Genomic DNA, 18,275 nt, shown 5'->3' on the forward strand with positions numbered 1-18,275 from the left:
CACACTACGGCTGGAGGCACTCGCACATCCGGTACGGCTGCGGCTGCTGCGCACCCTGGCCCGCGGCCCGCACACCACCCGTGAGCTGGCCCACGGCAGTGGGGGTTTCACGGTCAAGGAGTTGCGGACTCAAGGCGCTTCAGGAGCCAATCCTTGAAGGTCGAGTGCTCTTTAAGATTCTTGAAGTCCGGATCTCGCTCTAGTACCTCCAACCACCCCTCTCGCAGTTCCGAAATCTGCACTGACTGTTCCAGATGTCCAACTGCACGGGAGGCAGCTTCCTCACTTTCGGCCTCCCAATCCGTGCCGATATTCTGACCACCTACGAGTCGCGCGTAGAAGCAGGCGGCATTGTAAGCGGGCAAACCGGAGATAGCCGAATTACCCATTGCGTCCACGTCTCCCACTTGGATCGATCGGCTACGCTGCGGGCCGCGACGATACACTCTTTGCATGAATCGTCTTTTCAGAATATCGTCCAAGTTAGTCTCGATTCGAAGGAATTTTGGATTCTTGCGCAATACCTTCAGGGACGGAAGGGGCTCCTCGTCCAGGAAGTCGTTGTCGTTGAGAAATTCATTGAGTCCTCGTGCGCATATCGAAACCTCGATGGCTGTTTTGGCAAATTTGCGCACAGCGCTCCTAGGCTTCACAAATTCTCCGTAGAGGGTCCTTCCGCGCAAAGGCAACCATCTCTTCAGCAGTGACATGTAGCTCATTTCCGAGCGAAGTCGCTGCAGCAGCTTATCCGACTGTGCGAGGAAGAAGGCTCTCACCTGTTTGTCGGTCTGGGTGGGTGGGCAGCCTTCAGTGAGCGCTGTTTCTATGCGCTTACGGATGTCAGCATTTTCAGTCTTCTTCCATTCCACCAGCCATTCACTAACTTGATCCATCACAATTACGGCACGATAAAGCGGTTGAAGCATTTCCTCGTAGTCATCGCACAGATCCAGGTAAATCGCGAGGGCATCTAGATACCCTTTCTCCGTTCTCGATCCTTCGAGCGCCAATGCATACTCGGCCTTCGCCAACGCATTACCTGGGTCAGCTGTTATCGCCTGACGGAGTTGACTGGCCGCCTCGTCAGGCTTCCCAAGTCGGGCGTATTCAATTCCGTCTCTATAGAATCGAAGCCCCCTGCCCGTACTGGATTTCCACTTCGCCCACTCCGGCAGCCTGTCCGAATTCCCCAGTGCAAGCTGGGCCAGTCCGTACGCGGCTGCATAGCTTGCTTCCTCAAAGTTGTCCCTCCAGTAGGTGTGCTGCTCAATACTCCTGTTTCCAGCCAGCTCGCTGACCTGGACGGTAATTCCTACGGCTCCCAACTGCACTCTCGTCTGCTGAGCGATATGCCTCGATCTAACCTCAAGGATATCTTCGATCTTCGGGCCAGGTTCAATTGTCCCCGAAAGTTTCCATCCCCGAGCAGGAAAAGCCGTCTGCCATGCCAGAGCCAAGAACTTCGTGATGGCGTTGCCGTCGCTAGGACTAATTTCGTTGAGTACTGTCGGTACGCTAAGGATCGATTCCCCACCCGGAACGGACGGTGGAGCCTGAACGTAACTCGCCAGGACCCTACGTATCATGGCAGCGCTTGCTTCAGCACGGGCGGAAGGCATGGAATCGGCGTCGGACTCCCGCGATGGCGACGCGTCGGCATCGGTGAACGTTTCGAGCTGGATGGACACTGGCCCGTGTCGACCGTTCCGGACCTCAAGCCAGCGCACGAATGCAACAAGGAAGACGAAGAAGACGACCCATATGGCAATCCCGGGCAGCGGGCTGTACTTAACGCTGACCCCGTCGACAAGGTCGAAGCACCCGAACTGATGCTCCATAAGACACATAACCGCCGCGTTAGCACCCCTGCCGACTTCATCATCTAGCGATGATGGGGCTTTATGTGTCTCAGCCGCTACGTCTTCACCGACTTGATAGGCCGCCCACAACCAAGACAGAATTACCAATGCCAGGAAGCCTCGATTGGTCCAGCGGCCTACGCGGCGAGCCACCGGAGGAAGGACCGCTAGCGAACCCACAACAAGGCAAAGAAGAATAGGGATAGACGAATACATGATTCCGCACACTTAGTCTCGCCGTCGGAAGTTCACCGTCTATGCGTCTTTCCTCGAGTCCCCGAGTGTGGCGATGCTGCCCGAGTAGAGCTCTTAAGACCTAGTGCACCCCTAGCGTCACAAGATCGCATCTTGTGTCTGAATTCTTGCGGGAAGGACCTGCACGATTTCCCGCGCCACGCAGCTCGCCGACCGCCTCAGCGACCTAGCCACCACCGGAATCCAAGCAATCACCTTCCAGGACATCGACCTGCCCGCGGACACAGTGCGCGACCAAATGCCGGAAGTCGTGGCCGGCCCACTCGCCCCCCTCCTGGCCGAGGCGATCGTTCACGCCTACGACGCTGCGGATGCTGCACGGAACCAGGCGGCAGCCGCATTCCCCGCGGGAATCACCCAGCAAAGCAGCGTCCTGAACCTCACCTCGTCGCTGGAAACACTCCTGGGAAGCGCTGCCACCACCCAAGCGCTCGCCAAGACCTTGAACGGAGCTCTCCTCGACGGGCTCACCGAACAGGTCGATCGAGGCCCGCTCCTCGCCGCCGCCCCCTCGAAGGCGCAGTCAGACTCGCCGCCTCCAAAGCAGTCCCCCTACCGGGTTTGGGACATCCTCGAAGATCTGCCAGCCGACGGCCCCGAGGACTTCCTTGAGTCTCTCCCCCGCGTCCTAGGGGTCGCGCTGGACTGCTGGGCGCAGCAGGAGACCCGCGTGTCAGCCGCTGTGCGGGAGCTGCTGCAGCACCTGTCCTTCGATCAGACCGCTGACGTCGACGCAATGTTCGACTCGGCTGTGACCGTCTGCGGACCGCCTTGTCCTCGACCGATCTGGCCGAGGTGAGCCGACTCATCGGCGAAGCACGTTCGCTCTTCACCGCGGCCGAGGCGACAGAAGAAGCCCACGATGACGCTGCCGGAGCAGTTTACCCCGCATCCCCGGCCAACCCAGGGATTTGACAACTCAACTCAGCAGCCCGCCAATGGCGTTGGCGAGAGCCTCGCCTCCTTGCTCGACTGCGGTACCCACAACAAGCGCGGGCAGCGCCTGCGCGATCCCGCGCAGCGTGCCGACCTGCGGCGCATCGGGGGTCGCGAGCGAGGTGTCGACGGTGTCCGCCATCGCGCGCAGGACCGTCGCGTTCTGTAAGTCCGCCGCGTTGCGGTCGACGTCCCCGCGGAAAGCGGCGAGGAGGCCGCGCACAGCGTCGATGTCGCCCGTGCCCTGCACCGAGGCAGACTGATGGATGTCGGAGATGTTCTGTCCCACCACATTCTGCAACGGTGCGTTGTTGTTACCGCCGATGCTGATGCCCGAGCCGTGGACCGGGTCAGGATCGGGGCGACGCCGTCCCATAACCATTACTTGCCTCCCTGATTCTTGTTGTCCTGGCCGACGCCACTGATACCGCTGCCGGCGACGTTCTGGATGGGAGCGTTGTTGTCCCCGTAGACGAGGATGTTGTTGGTGACCGTGGCGACCTGCCGTTCGTACGCAGCCAGATCGATGCCCTGCTCGTCGAGATACTCGGCGACGGTCCGGAAGACGCAGGACTGCATCAGAACGACGTGACGCTTGGCATCGTCGCTCTGGTGCATATCGGTGACTTCCTCCGTGGAATACCGGTCGCGCAGGCTCACCGGGTCTTCCTCCTCCGCACGTCCCTCGGCCTTCTCACCGAGGCGGGCGACCAGTCGCCATACAGCCAAGGGACCCATGGCCGTGTCCAGGAGCGACTGCGCAGCAAGCCACCTGAGCAGACGCGCTCCGCGTGTCCGGGCCGGCGTGGCGGTCACCCGCAGTTCGTTGTAAAGCGGTGTCATCACGTGCGGCCGAATCGTCAACCGCAGCTCCCCGGCCTCCAGTGCGGCATGCACGAACACGCTCACCACGATCTGTCCGTCCCAGCTGATGCACTGGGCCCGCAGATACAGTCGGTCCGGCACACCGGAAGGAGACCTGCGTCCCAGACCGCTCAGGTCGGGCAGCTCCACCTTCGTCTCACGGGTGCGCTGCAGCCATCGGGCCGCCGGAAGGCCGAGTATGCGCTCTATCGAGAACCCCGGGAGTGGATCCGTGATCTCCCGAGCGCCGCGGCCCAGTTCGTTGAGGGCGGTGCCCACGCGTCGGAGAAGTTCCGCCTCCCCGAACGGTCTGACCGACTCCTCTGCATCCTTAGGCTTCAAGGGGATGCTGATGCGTGCAGGTCCCCAAACATCGCGTCCGGCACCGACAAACTGCTCCGAGGCGTCGTAGGGCAACGCCAACTGCGTCTGGTCCTTAATGATGTCCGCCATCCTGCGGCTGGCCTTCGCAGCGACCCATGGCAGATCATCGGACGACACGCCCTCCCGCACCAGGGCACCCACCGCAGCCCGTGCCACAAGCCGGTCGGCCGCATACGCCAGTGCGACGACAGCCGCCAGCCCGAAGGGGAGTAGGGCCAGTTCGAGTCGCAGCTCAAACACCGCGCCGCCAACGGGTCCGTAGGGCACGAGCGCGAGCAGCCACGGCGTGAGCAGCACGGCGTACGCCAGACGCCGCGAAGGCGCCCACCGCGTCGGGCCGACCCTGCGGATCGCGCGAAAGGCAGCCCACCGCAGAAACAAAGCGGCGACGACGGCAGCAGCCCAGATCGCGAAAGCCCACGGCACTGCATAGGCGACCAGCCCACACAAGACATGGACTTGTGCGCGCCGTGCCCATCGACGGCGCCGCGCACGAAGGCTGTGCGCCAGCATCGGAACAAGGTCGAAGCCGTACGACGGCACAGGCAGAGGCGGGCCGTGCAGCACATGGTCGACAACCCACTGCGCAGTCGGTTCGCCTAGGGGCGGACAGTCGTCGCTGCCCTCCAGATAGATCGGCCGCCTGGTACTGCGCCGAGGCTTCTTGGTCTTCCCCGCTTTGCCCCGTATCCTGCGCCACCACGCCTTCACGGCCTTAACCCGATCAGGACGCGCATAGACCGCCTGGCACAGCAATCGCGTCACTTCGGACGATGTGGGGTCCACCTCCGCGGGGCGGTTGGCCCCAGAGGCAACAGGGTTCGCCTGAACCGGTACAGCAGGCCACTCGGCCTCCTCCGCCCGCGCCCTCCCCCGAGCACGCACGCCCCACCCAACCGCCATCCCGCTCCCCCGTTCATCGACAGGCGGGCATCTTCATGGCGGACAGCAAGAACCGCCAGACCGCAAACGCGACAATGCGCGCAACCTCCCTGGATAGCTAAGGATTGGCCGAAACTGCCTCCAGTCTGGCCAGCATGCAAGACGGGCCCCTGGTGCCGCAGGGGTATTCAGAACCGAGTCTCTCGACCCGATCCGGTACTTCATGAAAGGCGATGCGCCTGACGACGGCGCCGGTCCGTACCGCAATGCTGCCGCGAACGTGGTCGAGAGGAGGCGGTCGAAACCGTCGGGCAGGAGGAAGTCGCTGCCGCCCCCGCCGCCGGCGCCTTCCTCCGGTTCAAGAAGAGTGACAGCCAGCTCAAGTGCTGGATCCAGAGCCCGGAGGGAGCCGAACTGTCTGCGGACAAGAACGCGTTCAAGATCTTCCGGATCGGCACGGCCGCCGACTTCAAGACCGTGCTCGCGATCGGCACGGGCACCCCGCGCGTGGCGACGGCATCGGGTGACGCCCTCACCCTGCGCGCCACCGCATACGACCTCGCGGACAAACGCCGCGCCTTGATCGCAGCGACGGTTCTCCTGGCCGGCCGCCCTAGCCAGGCACAGGCGGCGCTGGCACACGTCCTATCCTTCGATCTCGGCGCCGGCCCTCTGACCTGGCTTCTGACCGTCCTGAACAGTCACCTTCCGGACGGACCAATCGATGGCGCTCTCGTCGAGCAACTCATTGCCCTGTGCCGCAGCGACATGCTGTCTGTCCGGGCGGAAGCCTCCGCCATCCTCACGCGCGCTGGCCGCCAGCCGCCGCCCCCTCCGGCAACCGTGGCCCATCCGACCCTCGCGCGCGCCATGACCGAGGACAGCGCATGAACGACCCTCGGCAATACGCGGCCCACCTCGTCGACCACTACCTGGGCGCTCGTCTCGATGCCGCTGGCAACCCTGCCGGACTTCGTGAGGCAGTCATCGACCTCGTGGCCGATGCGCTCCCCGAGCACGTCGAGACGTTGATGAGCGCACAGCTGGACCTGCTGACCAATGCACACCGTAGCCAGCTTCCCGACGCCTACCTCGCCGACCAGGCGGCCGCCGAAGACGCCCTGCAGCGAGCCGCGGCGGGCCTACGCGCCGCGCTCGCCCAAGCGGGGCACCTCGGCAATGCCCAAAACTTCGAACGCGGCGCGACCGCAAGGTTGCGCGACGACCCCGGGGCAGCCCTGCGTGCCGAACTCGCCCGCATTCCCCGCCCCCTGACTCGTCCCGAGGCCCTGGGATGGTCGCTCGATCCTGCGCCCTGGTTTAGTGACAGCCAACGAGAAGACAATCCTTGGCCGCCTCTGGGCTTCGCTCCAGTCGCGGGTTTGCAGTCCCTGCCAGGAGGCGCCTTGGCCTTCCCCCGCGTGGACGACGGCCCTCACACGGACTGGGTCCAGATCGGCCTGATCGAGCGGCAGCGTACTCCTGCACGCCGATACCCGGATCAGCCCGCCCGCCAAGTACTGCTCATCGTCGGGCTGGAGGCCTCTGACAACGGCCCGCCGTCCGGTACACTGCCGGTCTCCCAAGCTCCCTGGCAGCTGTGGACCCGGCCGTGGCGCCGCTTGGCGCCTGGCCTGATGCGGGCCGAGGCGGCAGCCGAACACATCAGCACCACGGACCAGGCCCTTGTGGCCCTCACCGACGCTGGCACAGCTCCCCTGGTCGACGCGCCCCGCCCCCGGCGCGGCCTTGGCATGCCCCCGTACGTGCTCGCACCCGCCGCCAGCGTTGTCGCAACACTCAGCCTTGAACCCACAGACGGCATCTGCGGGTTCAGCCTCAGCGACGCCACCGGTGAAGCACTCATCTGCCGTCAGTGGCGAGGCCACCTCGTCCACGACGGAAACTACGAACCCCTCCTGCCCGCAGTCGCAGGAGCGGACCTGCTTATCCGCCCCGACCTGTTCACTCGCCTACGCGACACGATCGGCCCCACCCGCTGTAGAGCCGGTATCGATGCCCACCACATGTCAGCAGCCGCCCAGGACGAGGCGCTCGACGACGAGGGCTGAGAAAACGCCTCAGGGAGACGCTCAGGTCAACCCGTCCAAACCGTCCGCAGGCCCACGCGGCAGAGCACTGCCTCACCCTCCACCGCAAGATCAATCACAGCGTGAACTCGCACATCCGAGCCAAAGATTTATCTGTCTAGTTACGACATTCTCTGTCCATCTACAGCATCGCAGGCCCAGTGCGTGGTAGCTCCATAAGGTGGCAGGGAATGAGATAAACCACTGCAGTTCAGAAGCCATACCAATCGACGACGCTGAGTCATCTCTGAACTCTAAGCACAGCAGATCAGTGCCGTACTGCCGTCGTAACTACACAGAAGACCGACAGGCGACAGCGGCGGTGACCGATCTGGCCTGGTCGGGCAGATGCCGGGCAGCCCAATCCGCAGCTACCTTCAGGAAGTCGACCAGGTCGCCCTCCGCACCGGCGAGCAGGCGACTCAGCACGGCGACGGGCAGCTCGATCACCGGACTCTCGTCCCGGTCGGCGTCGACCTCCGCGGCCCGACGGGCGTGGAATGACCTCGACGACCGCCCGAATGTGTACTGTGCGTAGCCAGTGAGCACCCACAGTGATGCCGGGATCGGAGTCGCCATGTCCATGCTGCTGATCAGAGGAAAGTTCAAGGTGGAGGGGGGCGCCAAACCGGATGGCGACACCCTCCCGTTCATCCCGGACAACGTGGCCGACTGGAAGCTCGTGCCCGGGGACGGGCAGGTCGTTCCCAAGGCCGACGGCCGCGCGAGCATCCGGCTCGAAGGAATCGACGCCCTGGAGACCCACTACGGCGAGAAGCAGCACGTGGAGCACCAGCCGCGGGGCCTCGCCCACGAGGCCGCGGACGAGCTGCTGAAGTTCCTCGGCTTCGACACCGTCCTCCGGGACGACGACGAGACCGTCGCCACCACGCCGGACAGCGTGCCCGGCTGGATCCTCACCCGGGGCGCCGACGCCTTCGGCCGCTGCGTGGCCTTCGTCGGCAAGGGCACCCCGCCCGTGTACAGCGGCTACTGGACCGGCGTCGACGACGACCTGCTGAAGCGGACCGCCAACCACCGCCTGCTCCTGCTCGGCCTGGCCTACCCGACCCTCTACTCGGGCCTGCCCGCGCACCTGCGCGAGCTCCTCGCCGACGCCTCGGAAAAGGCGAGGGCGTCCGCGAAGGGCGTGTGGAAGGCCGACAAGACCCTCGACGGGGCGAAGGTCACCGCAATGACCTCGCTCACGGACGACACGACCGGCGCGGTGATCCTGCCGAAGCTGTTCCGCCGCCTGAAGGACTACCTGGACTTCATGGGCACCGACACGTCACTGGCCTGCTTCCGCGCCTTCCTGGCCGGGGCCACGGACGAGTACCGCCTCCTCCCGGACTCCGGGACCCTCCACAGAGGTCTGCACCACATCGTCGAGGTCACCGCCGACAACACCGTGAAGATGACCCGCCCGGCCAGGGAGATCGTCTTCAAGGAGAAGTAAGCCGGAACCCGCCGGGACTCGCGGCCCCGGCAGGCCGGCGCCCACCCGACTCGGCACCTCGGCACACCTCTCCCGGACGAACACGCGCACCAGCGTCCAACGCCGCCCCGCGGGCCTTCACAACACCGTCCGGGATGCGATCCACCAGTTCAAGGAGAACGGCCCGGCCCGCCTGACCCCTCAACGGGCAGGAGCCCCCCCGCCAGCTCAGCCCCGACCACGAAGAACTCGCCATCCAAACGGCCACCACCCGCCCGACCAAGCCCGACCAACCGCTCACCCACTCGTCCATCCCCAAACCCCCCGCCCACCCGCGGAAAACGCACGGCCCCTTGATCCCGATCGGCCGCGAGGCGAACCACGCGTGGACCGAGGACCCCGGTAACCCTTTTGTAGACCGTATGAAGCGGCCGTTCTGAGCTGGTGAGTGAGGGCGGTTGCCGCAGTGAAGGCCGATGCCCGGCGGGGAAGTTGACGCGGGTTGCCCACCGGTGAGCACGGTGGATCTTGCCCTCGTCGCCCCAGTCGACCTGGGCCTGAGCTCCCGGGATGACCTCGAAGCGGCGGTGCAGGCCCGCCAACTCCTTGGGCGTGATGCCGAGTTCCTCGGCGATCCTCGGCCGGGCCTGCTGAACGTAGAGCTTGACCCGCTGATAGTTGCCGGTGAACCCGTACTCCGCGGCCGTCGCTCGTGGATCACCGACGCCTTCATCAGGATCTCCGCCCGCAACATCGAATCGACCAGCGGCGCGAACTCGTCGATCTTCCTGGGCACCACTTGGCCACTGGCCGAGCGACGCGGCGGAGTCGCCGGACCCGCGAGGTACTTGCGGACCGTCTTGCGGTCCAGCCCCGTCTCCCGAGCGATCTCCGACAAGCTCATCCGCACCTTCATCGGAGTCTGTCGATGAGGATCATCGCCACATCGTCCGTCAGGCGGTCCTCTGTGTGGCGGATCAGCGCCTGGTGGAGTTCGTTCAGGAACTCCTGTGGGGAGGTGCCGGTGGGTATCTGCTCCATGGTCTCCGGCAAGGGGAAGAAGTGGTTGTCGCGGTTGCGGGCTTCGATTACGCCGTCGGTGTAGAGGAGCAGGCGGTCGCCGGGTAGGAACGGGTAGCTCTCTGGCTCGACGGGAGGGCCGGTGAACAAATCTTCCAGGCCGAGCGGCGGCTGTGGCGAGGTGGGTATCAGCGCCTGAGCCCTGCCCTGGTGCAACACGAGTGGCGGGGGATGGCCACGGTTGACCAGGTGGACCACGTGTTCGTCCGGCACCTGTGCCATGAGCGCGGTTGTGAACCCCTCTATCAGGGCTTCTCGAGGGAACGCACCGGGGATAGCGGCCTCTCGTTCAAGTGCCGCCTCGCAGCGGTGCATGACCCCCGCCAGTTGGGGCTCGTAATGCACGGTCTCGCGGAACGCGCCCAGCACCGCCGCGACCGCACGCACGGCAGTCAGTCCCTTGCCCCGGACGTCGCCGACGATCAGCCGGACGCCGTACTGCGTCTGCATGGCGTCGTACAGGTCCCCGCCGACCTGTGTCTCTGCCTCAGCCGTGAGGCACATGCTGGCCCCCCACACCGAGCCCAGGCGCTCGGGGAAGGGCCGCAGGACCACCTCCTGTGCCGCGATGGCGACTCTGCGGATCTGATCGAGCTCGCTCTGCCTGCGCGCATGCGCCGCCCTACTGAGCAAGACACCGGCCAGGGACACAACAAGGAGCCCCAGGAAGTTACCGGTGACCTGCGGCGTACCCCATGCCTGGTTGTAGGTGGCGGTAGTCACGCTCACGGCCAGAGCGAGGGCTGCCGCAGAGAGCGTCCCCGCTGGGCCCAGCGTCAGCGCGGCCAGCGCAGGGGTTGTGGTCAACACGGGGCCGGTGACCAAATCGTGCGCGGGCGAGAGCTCGATACCCAGGACGCCCAGGGCGATCGCGAAGGGCAGACACTGCGCGAGAGCGAACAGGGCCCCGCTGTGACCGCCCGCTCCTGGTCGAGAAGACGCACCTGGGCGAACAGGCGAGCGAGGATTCAGCCGCATGGCAACAGCGTGCCTGGCGGAAGCCCTTACGGCCTCCCGAAGAACCCGTGGCCAACGACCTCGCATTGCTACGCCCGCCAACTCAGACGCTCACCCCCGCCGACTCAAGCAATCATCCGCCACCTGAAGCACTCAGCCACACTCGGGTGCTTCCGGACGGTCCCTATCCTCCCGATCTCCTCGACACCCAGCTCCGCTTCCATCGGGCCCGAACCGAGTACGAGGCCTTCTGCCACAGCTTGCCCAAGTCGGTCGTGCCAGCCAAGGGCTGGCCCGGCGAGGTGCACCCGCACACCGAGGTCGAGACAGACGGGGGGCGGACGGCCCCGGCCACACCGGCGAGCAGGAGGCCGGGGCTGCGTTGGCTGGAGTGCCTCACTCCAGGCGCCCTGCGGCGTTGGCCGAGCTTGCGAAGGCGGGTACGACAGGCGCCACGAGCCTGGCGTATCTGCGAGAGGCGGCTGCGGCCGTGTCGGCCGTTCGGCATCCGCGCCCCGGAGGGCTCAGCCTTGCTGCTTCAGCGCCTCCTCGACCTCCCGGGCCAGCTTCGGCGAGAGGATGCCGTAGCCGAGTTCCACCGCCGCACTCTGGCTCTTCTCGCTGACCACCTGAGAGAAGAAGGGGCGCAGGTCCGGTGCCGCAGCGGAACCGCGCCCGGGGCGCACAGGACGGCGTAGCCGAACCGGGGGATGGGATAGGCACCCTGGGTGCGCATGCCGTGATCGATCTCCATGCGCAGGTTGGTCCCGTCCGGGTGTGCCCGCTGTGCCCTCTCGGCACCCCTGGCCACGGTCCCGGCGTCGGGGAAGACGGGCTCGGCGCCGCCGGTGTCCAGATGGGCAAGCGCCGAGTTCATCGGCCCACACAGGACATGGACAGATAGGAGATCGTGGCGTCGGTGCCGGCGACCTGCTCGGCTGCGTCCTACGGGACGTCAACCCCCTCCCCCGCCTTCACGGGCATGGCCCCCGACGGCCGGTACGGCCAGGCGTCTGCGCGGCGCTGGCGAGATAGTGCGAGAGGAAGAGCGTGGTGGACGACACTCCCGTGTGGTGGACCGGCTTGATCTCCCGGTCGGGCAGGGGTACGTCTCGGTTGAGGTTCGCGATCGCCGGATCGTTCCACCTGGTGATCTTGCCGTCGAAAATGCCGGCGATGGTCGGGGCGTTGAGGACGAGCGCGTCGACACCGTTCAGATGGAACACGACCGCGATCGGCATCGTGGTCGGCCCCGGACCCGATCAACACCAAACCCATGTTCTCCGACGTCGAGTACGCCAGCAGGCGTTTCAGGTCCGAGGCCATCGCGGCCTGCAGGATCCCGTACACGGCCGACAGACCGCCCACCGCGATCAGCCCCAGCCACCACCAGGACGGCCCGCCGCCCAGCAGGTCGAACCCGGTGCGCACGAGGCCGTAGACGCCTAGGTTGACCATGGCCGCGCTCATCAACGCCGAGACGGGGCTGGGCGCTTCGGGGTGGGCCCTGGGCAGCCAGGCGTGAAGCGGCACGCTCCGGCCTTGGAGCCGAACGCCGCCGCGGTCAGCACGAAGATCAGCCTCTTCACGGTCGGCCACATGCCGCTCGCACCCGCCCGCAGTGCCGCGAAGGACTCACCGCCGGCCTGCGCCGCGAACAACGCAAAACCCACGAGCAGCAGGACGAATCCGAGATGGGTCATCACCGCGTACCAGACGCCCGCCACCCGTACCGCGGGCCGCTCCCGGTGCTCGGCCAGGACCAGCAGCAGCGACGCGAGCGCCATCAGTTCCCACAGCACCAGGAACGTGGACACCGATCCCGCCGCAGGCACCAGCACCAGCGACAGGGCGAACAGCGGCAGCACCGCCTGCGCCGTGCGCGAGCCCAGCCCGTGCGGGCCGTGCCCGGATGCGTAGCCGATGCCGTACACCGCGACCGCCGCCACCACGGCCCCGGCCATTGCCATGAACAGGCCCGACAGCGCATCCGTTTCCACACGCACCCCGGCCAGCGGAAGGAGCCCCGGGGAGCTCGGCCGACCATTGCCTTCCGCCGAGTACTGCCACACCCGCCGTACCACCGGCCACCCCCACTCCAGCCGTGCACACTCCGGCCGTCACGATGCGCCACCGGAGCGGCAGACCGGCCCCCGCAGCCGCCCCTGCCCCACCCGCGGCGACGGCAACGCCGAGGGCGGCCGCGACCAGGTTCACCGGCCGGTCACCCGCCGCAGCGCCGCCACGATGTCGTCCGGCGTCGGCGGGCACCCCGGCACCTGAAGATCGACCGGTATGACGTCGGCGACCGCGCCCTCGACCCCGTACCCTCCCCCGAACTCACCGCGTTGATCGCGCAGTCTCCGACCGCGACCACCAGCCGCGGCTCGGGCATGGCCGCCACCGTGCGCCGCAGCGGGGTGGCCATGTTCCGCGTCACCGGGCCGGTCACCAGGGCACATCCGCATGCCGCGGCGAGGCCACCACCCTTGCTCCGTACCGTTCCGCGTCGTACACGGGGCCGAAGGCCGCCGCGATCTCGATCTCGCACCCGTTGCACGAGCCCGCATCCACACAGCGCACCTGCACCGACCCGCCCAGCTCCCCCGCCGCCGGCAGCGGTTCTGCTGCCGGGGGCGGCGGGGCAGGTTCGGCCACCTGCCCGGTGTCTCGGATCTTGCGCAGCAGGCCCATGAACGCCCCTCCCGGATGCTGGTGAGGACTCTTCCGCAGGCGGCTAACGGACTCCTCCGCAGCCGGAGTTTCGACCCTTTCTCGGCTTTGCTTGTTTTGTTTCTTTGTGATTGCCGTACTCGCCGATGAAGATGAAGGCGGCCGCCCTTCGCCGCGCAGAGGGCTGTCCATGTACGCCGATGGGCGGCCGCCGCTCTGGGGTGGGCTAGGTCGGCGGTTTACGCTCCGGCGCCGCCGCGCGCAGGTCGGCGAGCAGTGCTGCCTGGCCCGCCAGCACTCCGGACAGGATCGACCGCGCCACGCGCAGCAGTTCGGCCACCTGGGGACTGGTCAGCGAGTAGTAGACAGCGGATCCTTCCCTGCGGGTTATCACCAGATTGGCCCTGCGCAAGACCGCCAGCTGCTGCGAGAGATGGGCGGGTTCCACGCCCACCTCGGGCAGCATCTCGGAGACCGCGTGCTCACGCTCGCTCAGCAGTTCCAGTACGCGAATACGCACCGGATGCCCCAGAGTCTTGAAGAACTCCGCCTTCAATTGGTACAGCGGCGCGCTCACCGAACCTGCCCCGCGCCCGCCCATGCCGCCGTACGGCCGGATGATCGTGGCCGTGCCTGCACCGTGCATCGCATCCACCCAGAACTCTTCGCCATCGGGCCATCCTCGCGCCCTCACACCAACATGACGACCTCGGGAATTGCTAAGATTAGCAATTCCGAAGGTCGAGAGAGGCAGGTTCGGGTGAGAATCCCACGACTGCGTGGCGGTAGCGCTCTGCACAAGTGCCCTGCATGCCGCCTCATGTGCCTGCCGGCGGCCGTCGCCCAGGACGGCTCGTGCCCCCGATGCGGGCATCAGCGCCTGCTGAGCATGGACATCGACCGTGGCTGGATCCGGCACACCGCCCCTCGGGCCAACGGCCCGAAGCCGTCCGACGGCAAGCACTGAAACGGCGCCGCCCGTGAGCATCAGCTGGAGTTTCGAGGAGCCGCGCGGCGTGGCGGTCATGCGTGTGGCCGGATACCTCGGCAGAACGCGGTCGACCGCTTCTCGGAAGGGTTCGGCTGGGTGGCTGCACGCAGCAGCGGCGCCGTGCTCCTGGACATGGCCGAACTGCTGGGATGGAGCGCCGAGGGCGAGGCGGCAGTACTTCAGGCAGCCGCCGCCCTCAAGGAAAAGGGGCGCTCCCTCGCCGTGTGCGGCCCGGACCATCTCGAGGCAACCCGCCTATGGAACGATCAGGTTCGCTCGATGACCGTGTACACGGATCTGGACACCGCCCTCAGCACCGAGGCCCCGTCCTCCGGCTGATGGCCCCTGCCGCCAACGCCGCTCCCCCACGCGACCGAGAAAGCCGAAGCGCCCTGACCGTCGCGACCGGCCAGGGGCGGTGTGCCACAGGTCAGAAAGTCACGCTCTTCAGGAACTCGGTCTTCAGGACCAGGCCCAGCACATGCCGCAATGGCAGGGTCTCGAGCCGAGGGCTCATCAGGCTTGCTCGTGGGCGAGGCGGAAGCCGGTCAACGTCTGCGGGCGGATCCGTACGAGGGTGTCGTGCGGGCCGTGCGCCCAGCCGGGCAGTGCACGGCGGTAATGGCCGGCCTCGTCCGGGTCGGTGATGACCTCCGCCGGGCCGGTGGCGGTCACGGTCCAGCCGGTGCCGCCGGCCATGCGGATCTCATCCGCGTGATACGTGAGCGTGGCCCTGCCGGACAGGGCAGTGGCCTGGGCCGGGGTGCGGACGATCAGATGGCCGTGCTGAAGGACATGAACGGCCGGACGGATCACGGCGCTGTCGCGCTGGATGAACACCAGCCGTCCCTGGGCGGCGCCTTCGAGCAGCCAGAGGGCCTCCGTTCCGGAGACCTCGACCATGCGACGGGAGACAGGGGTGGTCATCGAGCAGCTTCCTCAGCGACGGGGGCGGCCATCTGGACAGGAATGACGGGCAGGACCCCGGCGCCCTGCAGATGGGCGCGGGCACCCTGGATTGCCTCCGGGGTGGTGGCGTACTCCCTGCCCTCAAGCCGCAGCAGATCCAGCGCGCCGACCGAGTCGAGGGCCTGACGCTGGCCAGGCCGTATCCCCGAGGTCATGACGGCGATGCCGCGCCGGTTGAGTTTCTGGATGGCGTCCTTGAGGACCAGCGCGCCGGTGGCGTCCATGGTCGTGACGCGTGACATGCGCAGGATGACCACGCGGACGTCGGCCACCTCACTCAGCTCCAGCAGGAAGCGGTGCGCGCCTGCGAAGAACAGCGGGCCGTCGATGCGGTACGCGACGATGTGCTCGGCCAGCAACGCATGTTCCTCGTCGCTGTGCTCGCCCGGGAGATCAGGCCGGAAGTCGACCTGGTCCATCCGCGCCTGCTGGGCCACCGCCCGCAGCGCAAGCGCGCCGGCCACGACCAGGCCGATGATCACCGCGTAGACAAGGTCGAGGGCGAGCGTGGCCACGGCGGTCAGGACCAGTACAAGAGCGTCGGAGCGGGTGGCCTTCGCCATGGCGCGCAGCGAACCGACTTCGACCATGCGGATCGCGGTGGCCAGCAGCACCCCCGCGAGCGCGGCCAGCGGAATCTTGGAGACCAGCGGCGCGGCGGCGAAGACGATGACGGCAAGGACGGCGGCATGGGTGAGCGCCGCGAGACGGGAGCTTGCGCCGGTGCGGACGTTGACCGCGGTACGGGCGATGGCGGCCGTCGCCGGAACCCCGCCGAACAGCGGGGCAGCCAGGTTCGCGATGCCCTGTCCGAACAACTCCTTGTCCGGATCATGCTTCTGACCGACCGTCATGCCGTCCGCGACGGTCGCCGACAACAGCGACTCCAGCGCCGCGAGCGCGGCCACCGCGACCGCCGGCGCCAGCAGCGAGCCGAGCGCGGACACCTCGAGGAAGCCCAGGGACGGGACGGGCAACCCGGACGGCAGATCACCGATCGGGGCCGCCGCATCCAGATGGAAGACCTGCGCGACAACGGTCGCGGCGATCACCGCGACGATCGAGAACGGGATCGTCGGCCGCCACCGCGCGCCAGCCATCATCACGGCCGCCACACCCATCGCGAGAGCGACTGCGGTCCAGTTCGGGGTGCGTACAAACGCCTCGACCGCCCGCCAGGTCACCACCAGAACCTGCTCGCCCTCGGGCTTGGCCACACCCAGCGCATTCGGGACCTGCTGCAGGCCGATCACGCAGGCGATGCCCAGGGTGAAGCCCTCCACCACCGGGGCCGGGATGTACTGCATGTACCGCCCGGCCTTCAGCAGCGCCAGCGCGATCAGTATCAGCCCGGCCATCAGCCCGACGGTGAGCACACCGCCCGGACCGTACTGAGCCACGATCGGCACCAGGACGACCGTCATCGCCCCAGTCGGGCCGGACACCTGAAGGTTCGAACCGCCGAACAGCGCCGCGAGCGCGCCAGCCACCACCGCGGTCGCCAGCCCCGCCTCCGCACCGAGCCCTGAGGACACGCCGAAGCCGAGCGCGAGCGGCAGCGCCACGATCGCCACGGTGAGCCCGGCGAGCAGATCGCGGCGCGGATCGCGGCACATGACCGCGAAATCGGCGCGGGCAGGCAACAGGGAACACACCCGGCCCCAAGGCCGGGCAGGCAACATACTCACCGCCCGGCAACCTCGGCTTCCCGCAGCTCCGCCAGCAGCTCGTTCTGCCCGTTCAGCATCTCGGTCAGAATCCGGCGCGCTGCCCGCATCAGATCCGCGACATCGCCGCCCGCCAGCTCATAGACCACGGTCGAGCCCTCACGGGTCGCGGTCACGATCCCCGACCGGCGCAACACGGCCAGCTGCTGCGACAGGGCGGCGGGCTCGACCTCGATCTCCGCCAGCAGGTCCCGGACCGGCATCGGCCCACCCTGCAGCAGCTCCAGCACGCGGATGCGGACCGGATGACCCAGCATCCGGAAGAACTCGGCCTTGGCCTGATACAGCGGAACCGGCACGACCCTCGAATCTCCTCATCGCACCCCATGCGGGGCGTCGCTTGGTGCTGTGCCCGCGGCTACCTACGCACACAGCAAACACAGCATGTAGTGAATTGCAGAATTTTGCAATTTCGTCTCATCGTGACAGCCGTCGGGAGGTGTGGGCCACCACGCCCCGCGACGGGGACCTACAGCCCCTGCCCGCCGGTCGGCACAGCACCGAGTGTGGCCGCGGGACAACGCAGCCCCGGCCCGCGAAGAGAAGTAAGCCGCCACGCGACAGACCATGGTCGCGGGAATCGACGGTTCGGCGCGCAGTTGCGCGGCAGCCGACTGGGCGGCCCTCGAGGCAGCGCGACGCGGGCTGCCACTCTGGGTGGTTCACGTGTCGTGCCACGCCCCGGAAGAGGTCGCGGACAGGTGGCCGTACCGGCCCGTGCCACTGCCCGACTGCTTCGTCCAGGAGACGTCGGTCGAGGACAGGGCAGACGTGGCGGAGAACGGGGACCAGTACCAGCTGATGATCGAGGCCCTGGCCAACGACCCGAGGTCCCGCCTGCTGCGGGTGCGCATCGACGACGTCAGCTTCACCTCCGACCTCCAGGCAACCATCCGCTACATCCTCTTCTCCGATGGGAAGAAGGTTGGTCCCGAAGGTCCGGGCGTGTCGGTACTCCAGGGCGACACCTGGAAGATCTCCTTCAAGACCGTGTGCTCCCGGACCAAATACGGCAAGGACACACCGCAAGCCGCCACGTGCTGACTCACGGCGAGGGCGGCCGCCAGGGGCGCCGGTGGCGATCATCACTGACCTCGCCGGGCTGAGCGGTAGGCGAACCACCGGCGGTCACCTGCTGACTCGCGGACCTCGCCCCACACCTGCTCCTCT

19 protein-coding genes and 2 pseudogenes are annotated in these 18,275 nt (G+C 67.0%); 8 read left to right on the forward strand and 13 right to left on the reverse strand.

From position 1 onward, the window contains the following. Positions 1–113 precede the first annotated feature (113 nt). Entirely contained in the window at positions 114–1,838 is a 1,725-nt protein-coding gene (locus ACH4YL_RS36890; RefSeq protein WP_398511902.1) for a hypothetical protein, read from the reverse strand. A 514-nt stretch (positions 1,839–2,352) separates the two neighbouring features. Here ACH4YL_RS36890 and ACH4YL_RS36895 point away from each other — a divergent pair. Further along, entirely contained in the window at positions 2,353–2,913 is a 561-nt protein-coding gene (locus tag ACH4YL_RS36895) for a hypothetical protein (RefSeq protein ID WP_398511903.1), read from the forward strand. 120 nt (positions 2,914–3,033) lie between these two features. Here ACH4YL_RS36895 and ACH4YL_RS36900 read toward each other — a convergent pair whose 3' ends face one another. Then, positions 3,034–3,432, reverse strand: coding sequence for a hypothetical protein (locus tag ACH4YL_RS36900; protein WP_398511904.1), 399 nt, complete (start codon positions 3,430–3,432; stop codon positions 3,034–3,036). Further along, positions 3,432–5,063, reverse strand: coding sequence for a hypothetical protein (locus tag ACH4YL_RS36905; RefSeq protein WP_398511905.1), 1,632 nt, complete (start codon positions 5,061–5,063; stop codon positions 3,432–3,434). Before ACH4YL_RS36905 ends, ACH4YL_RS36900 begins: the two co-directional genes overlap by 1 nt. Before the next feature lie 594 nt (positions 5,064–5,657). Here ACH4YL_RS36905 and ACH4YL_RS36910 point away from each other — a divergent pair. The 4 genes from ACH4YL_RS36910 (at position 5,658) to ACH4YL_RS36925 (ending at position 8,729) form a co-directional block, all read left to right on the forward strand. After that, complete coding sequence (locus ACH4YL_RS36910) at positions 5,658–6,071, forward strand: hypothetical protein (protein ID WP_398511906.1); 414 nt, start codon at positions 5,658–5,660, stop codon at positions 6,069–6,071. Continuing rightward, positions 6,068–7,252 (forward strand): hypothetical protein, encoded by a 1,185-nt coding sequence (locus ACH4YL_RS36915; protein ID WP_398511907.1) that lies wholly within the window; start codon positions 6,068–6,070, stop codon positions 7,250–7,252. Before ACH4YL_RS36910 ends, ACH4YL_RS36915 begins: the two co-directional genes overlap by 4 nt. A 366-nt stretch (positions 7,253–7,618) precedes the next feature. Further along, on the forward strand, positions 7,619–7,774 hold the full coding sequence (locus tag ACH4YL_RS36920) for a hypothetical protein (protein ID WP_398511908.1): 156 nt from the start codon (positions 7,619–7,621) through the stop codon (positions 7,772–7,774). A gap of 37 nt (positions 7,775–7,811) precedes the next feature. Continuing rightward, positions 7,812–8,729, forward strand: coding sequence for a nuclease (locus ACH4YL_RS36925; RefSeq protein ID WP_398511909.1), 918 nt, complete (start codon positions 7,812–7,814; stop codon positions 8,727–8,729). A 503-nt stretch (positions 8,730–9,232) separates the two neighbouring features. Here ACH4YL_RS36925 and ACH4YL_RS36930 read toward each other — a convergent pair. From ACH4YL_RS36930 to ACH4YL_RS36945, 4 genes and pseudogenes are all read right to left on the reverse strand, one after another. After that, positions 9,233–9,624 (reverse strand): annotated as a pseudogene (locus tag ACH4YL_RS36930) (IS21 family transposase); the annotation flags it as partial. Then, a complete protein-coding gene (locus tag ACH4YL_RS36935; RefSeq protein WP_398511910.1) occupies positions 9,621–10,517 on the reverse strand; it encodes a PP2C family protein-serine/threonine phosphatase in 897 nt (298 codons plus the stop codon). The pseudogene ACH4YL_RS36930 and the gene ACH4YL_RS36935, both read right to left, overlap by 4 nt. A 1,202-nt stretch (positions 10,518–11,719) precedes the next feature. Then, the gene (locus tag ACH4YL_RS36940) at positions 11,720–11,971 is read right to left on the reverse strand and encodes a substrate-binding domain-containing protein (protein ID WP_398511956.1); all 252 of its coding nucleotides are present in this window, start codon (positions 11,969–11,971) and stop codon (positions 11,720–11,722) included. A gap of 82 nt (positions 11,972–12,053) precedes the next feature. Further along, positions 12,054–12,715 (reverse strand): annotated as a pseudogene (locus ACH4YL_RS36945) (proton-conducting transporter membrane subunit); the annotation flags it as partial. A 76-nt stretch (positions 12,716–12,791) separates the two neighbouring features. Here ACH4YL_RS36945 and ACH4YL_RS36950 point away from each other — a divergent pair. Continuing rightward, the gene (locus ACH4YL_RS36950) at positions 12,792–13,028 is read left to right on the forward strand and encodes a hypothetical protein (RefSeq protein WP_398511965.1); all 237 of its coding nucleotides are present in this window, start codon (positions 12,792–12,794) and stop codon (positions 13,026–13,028) included. Here the strand turns inward: ACH4YL_RS36950 and ACH4YL_RS36955 are convergent. The 3 genes from ACH4YL_RS36955 to ACH4YL_RS36965 all read right to left on the reverse strand — a co-directional run bounded on the left by ACH4YL_RS36955 (position 12,959) and on the right by ACH4YL_RS36965 (position 13,995). Beyond that, positions 12,959–13,105 (reverse strand): hypothetical protein, encoded by a 147-nt coding sequence (locus tag ACH4YL_RS36955; RefSeq protein WP_398511957.1) that lies wholly within the window; start codon positions 13,103–13,105, stop codon positions 12,959–12,961. The two genes, ACH4YL_RS36950 and ACH4YL_RS36955, sit on opposite strands and share 70 nt — an antisense overlap. A gap of 88 nt (positions 13,106–13,193) precedes the next feature. After that, a complete protein-coding gene (locus tag ACH4YL_RS36960) occupies positions 13,194–13,439 on the reverse strand; it encodes a hypothetical protein (protein WP_398511911.1) in 246 nt (81 codons plus the stop codon). A gap of 205 nt (positions 13,440–13,644) precedes the next feature. After that, on the reverse strand, positions 13,645–13,995 hold the full coding sequence (locus ACH4YL_RS36965) for an ArsR/SmtB family transcription factor (RefSeq protein WP_398511958.1): 351 nt from the start codon (positions 13,993–13,995) through the stop codon (positions 13,645–13,647). Between the two features lie 510 nt (positions 13,996–14,505). On the opposite strand from ACH4YL_RS36965, the gene ACH4YL_RS36970 reads away from it, so the two are divergent. Continuing rightward, positions 14,506–14,748: a hypothetical protein gene (locus ACH4YL_RS36970; RefSeq protein ID WP_398511912.1), complete on the forward strand. Its 243-nt coding sequence runs from the start codon at positions 14,506–14,508 to the stop codon at positions 14,746–14,748. Between the two features lie 177 nt (positions 14,749–14,925). Here the strand turns inward: ACH4YL_RS36970 and ACH4YL_RS36975 are convergent, their stop codons facing one another. Genes ACH4YL_RS36975 through ACH4YL_RS36985 form a run of 3 tightly spaced genes read right to left on the reverse strand, consistent with a single transcriptional unit; the run spans position 14,926 to position 17,404 of the window. Beyond that, positions 14,926–15,336: a pyridoxamine 5'-phosphate oxidase family protein gene (locus tag ACH4YL_RS36975; RefSeq protein ID WP_398511913.1), complete on the reverse strand. Its 411-nt coding sequence runs from the start codon at positions 15,334–15,336 to the stop codon at positions 14,926–14,928. Beyond that, entirely contained in the window at positions 15,333–17,060 is a 1,728-nt protein-coding gene (locus ACH4YL_RS36980; protein WP_398511959.1) for a SulP family inorganic anion transporter, read from the reverse strand. The genes ACH4YL_RS36975 and ACH4YL_RS36980 overlap by 4 nt, the downstream gene beginning before the upstream one ends. A gap of 2 nt (positions 17,061–17,062) precedes the next feature. Then, a complete protein-coding gene (locus ACH4YL_RS36985; RefSeq protein WP_398511914.1) occupies positions 17,063–17,404 on the reverse strand; it encodes an ArsR/SmtB family transcription factor in 342 nt (113 codons plus the stop codon). A 268-nt stretch (positions 17,405–17,672) separates the two neighbouring features. Between ACH4YL_RS36985 and ACH4YL_RS36990 the strand changes: the two genes are divergently transcribed. Then, positions 17,673–18,149, forward strand: a complete 477-nt coding sequence (locus tag ACH4YL_RS36990) for a universal stress protein (protein WP_398511915.1) — start codon at positions 17,673–17,675, stop codon at positions 18,147–18,149. Positions 18,150–18,275 lie beyond the last annotated feature (126 nt).

The organism is Streptomyces sp. NPDC020681 (assembly GCF_044334895.1).
In the GTDB taxonomy this organism is placed as follows: domain Bacteria; phylum Actinomycetota; class Actinomycetes; order Streptomycetales; family Streptomycetaceae; genus Streptomyces.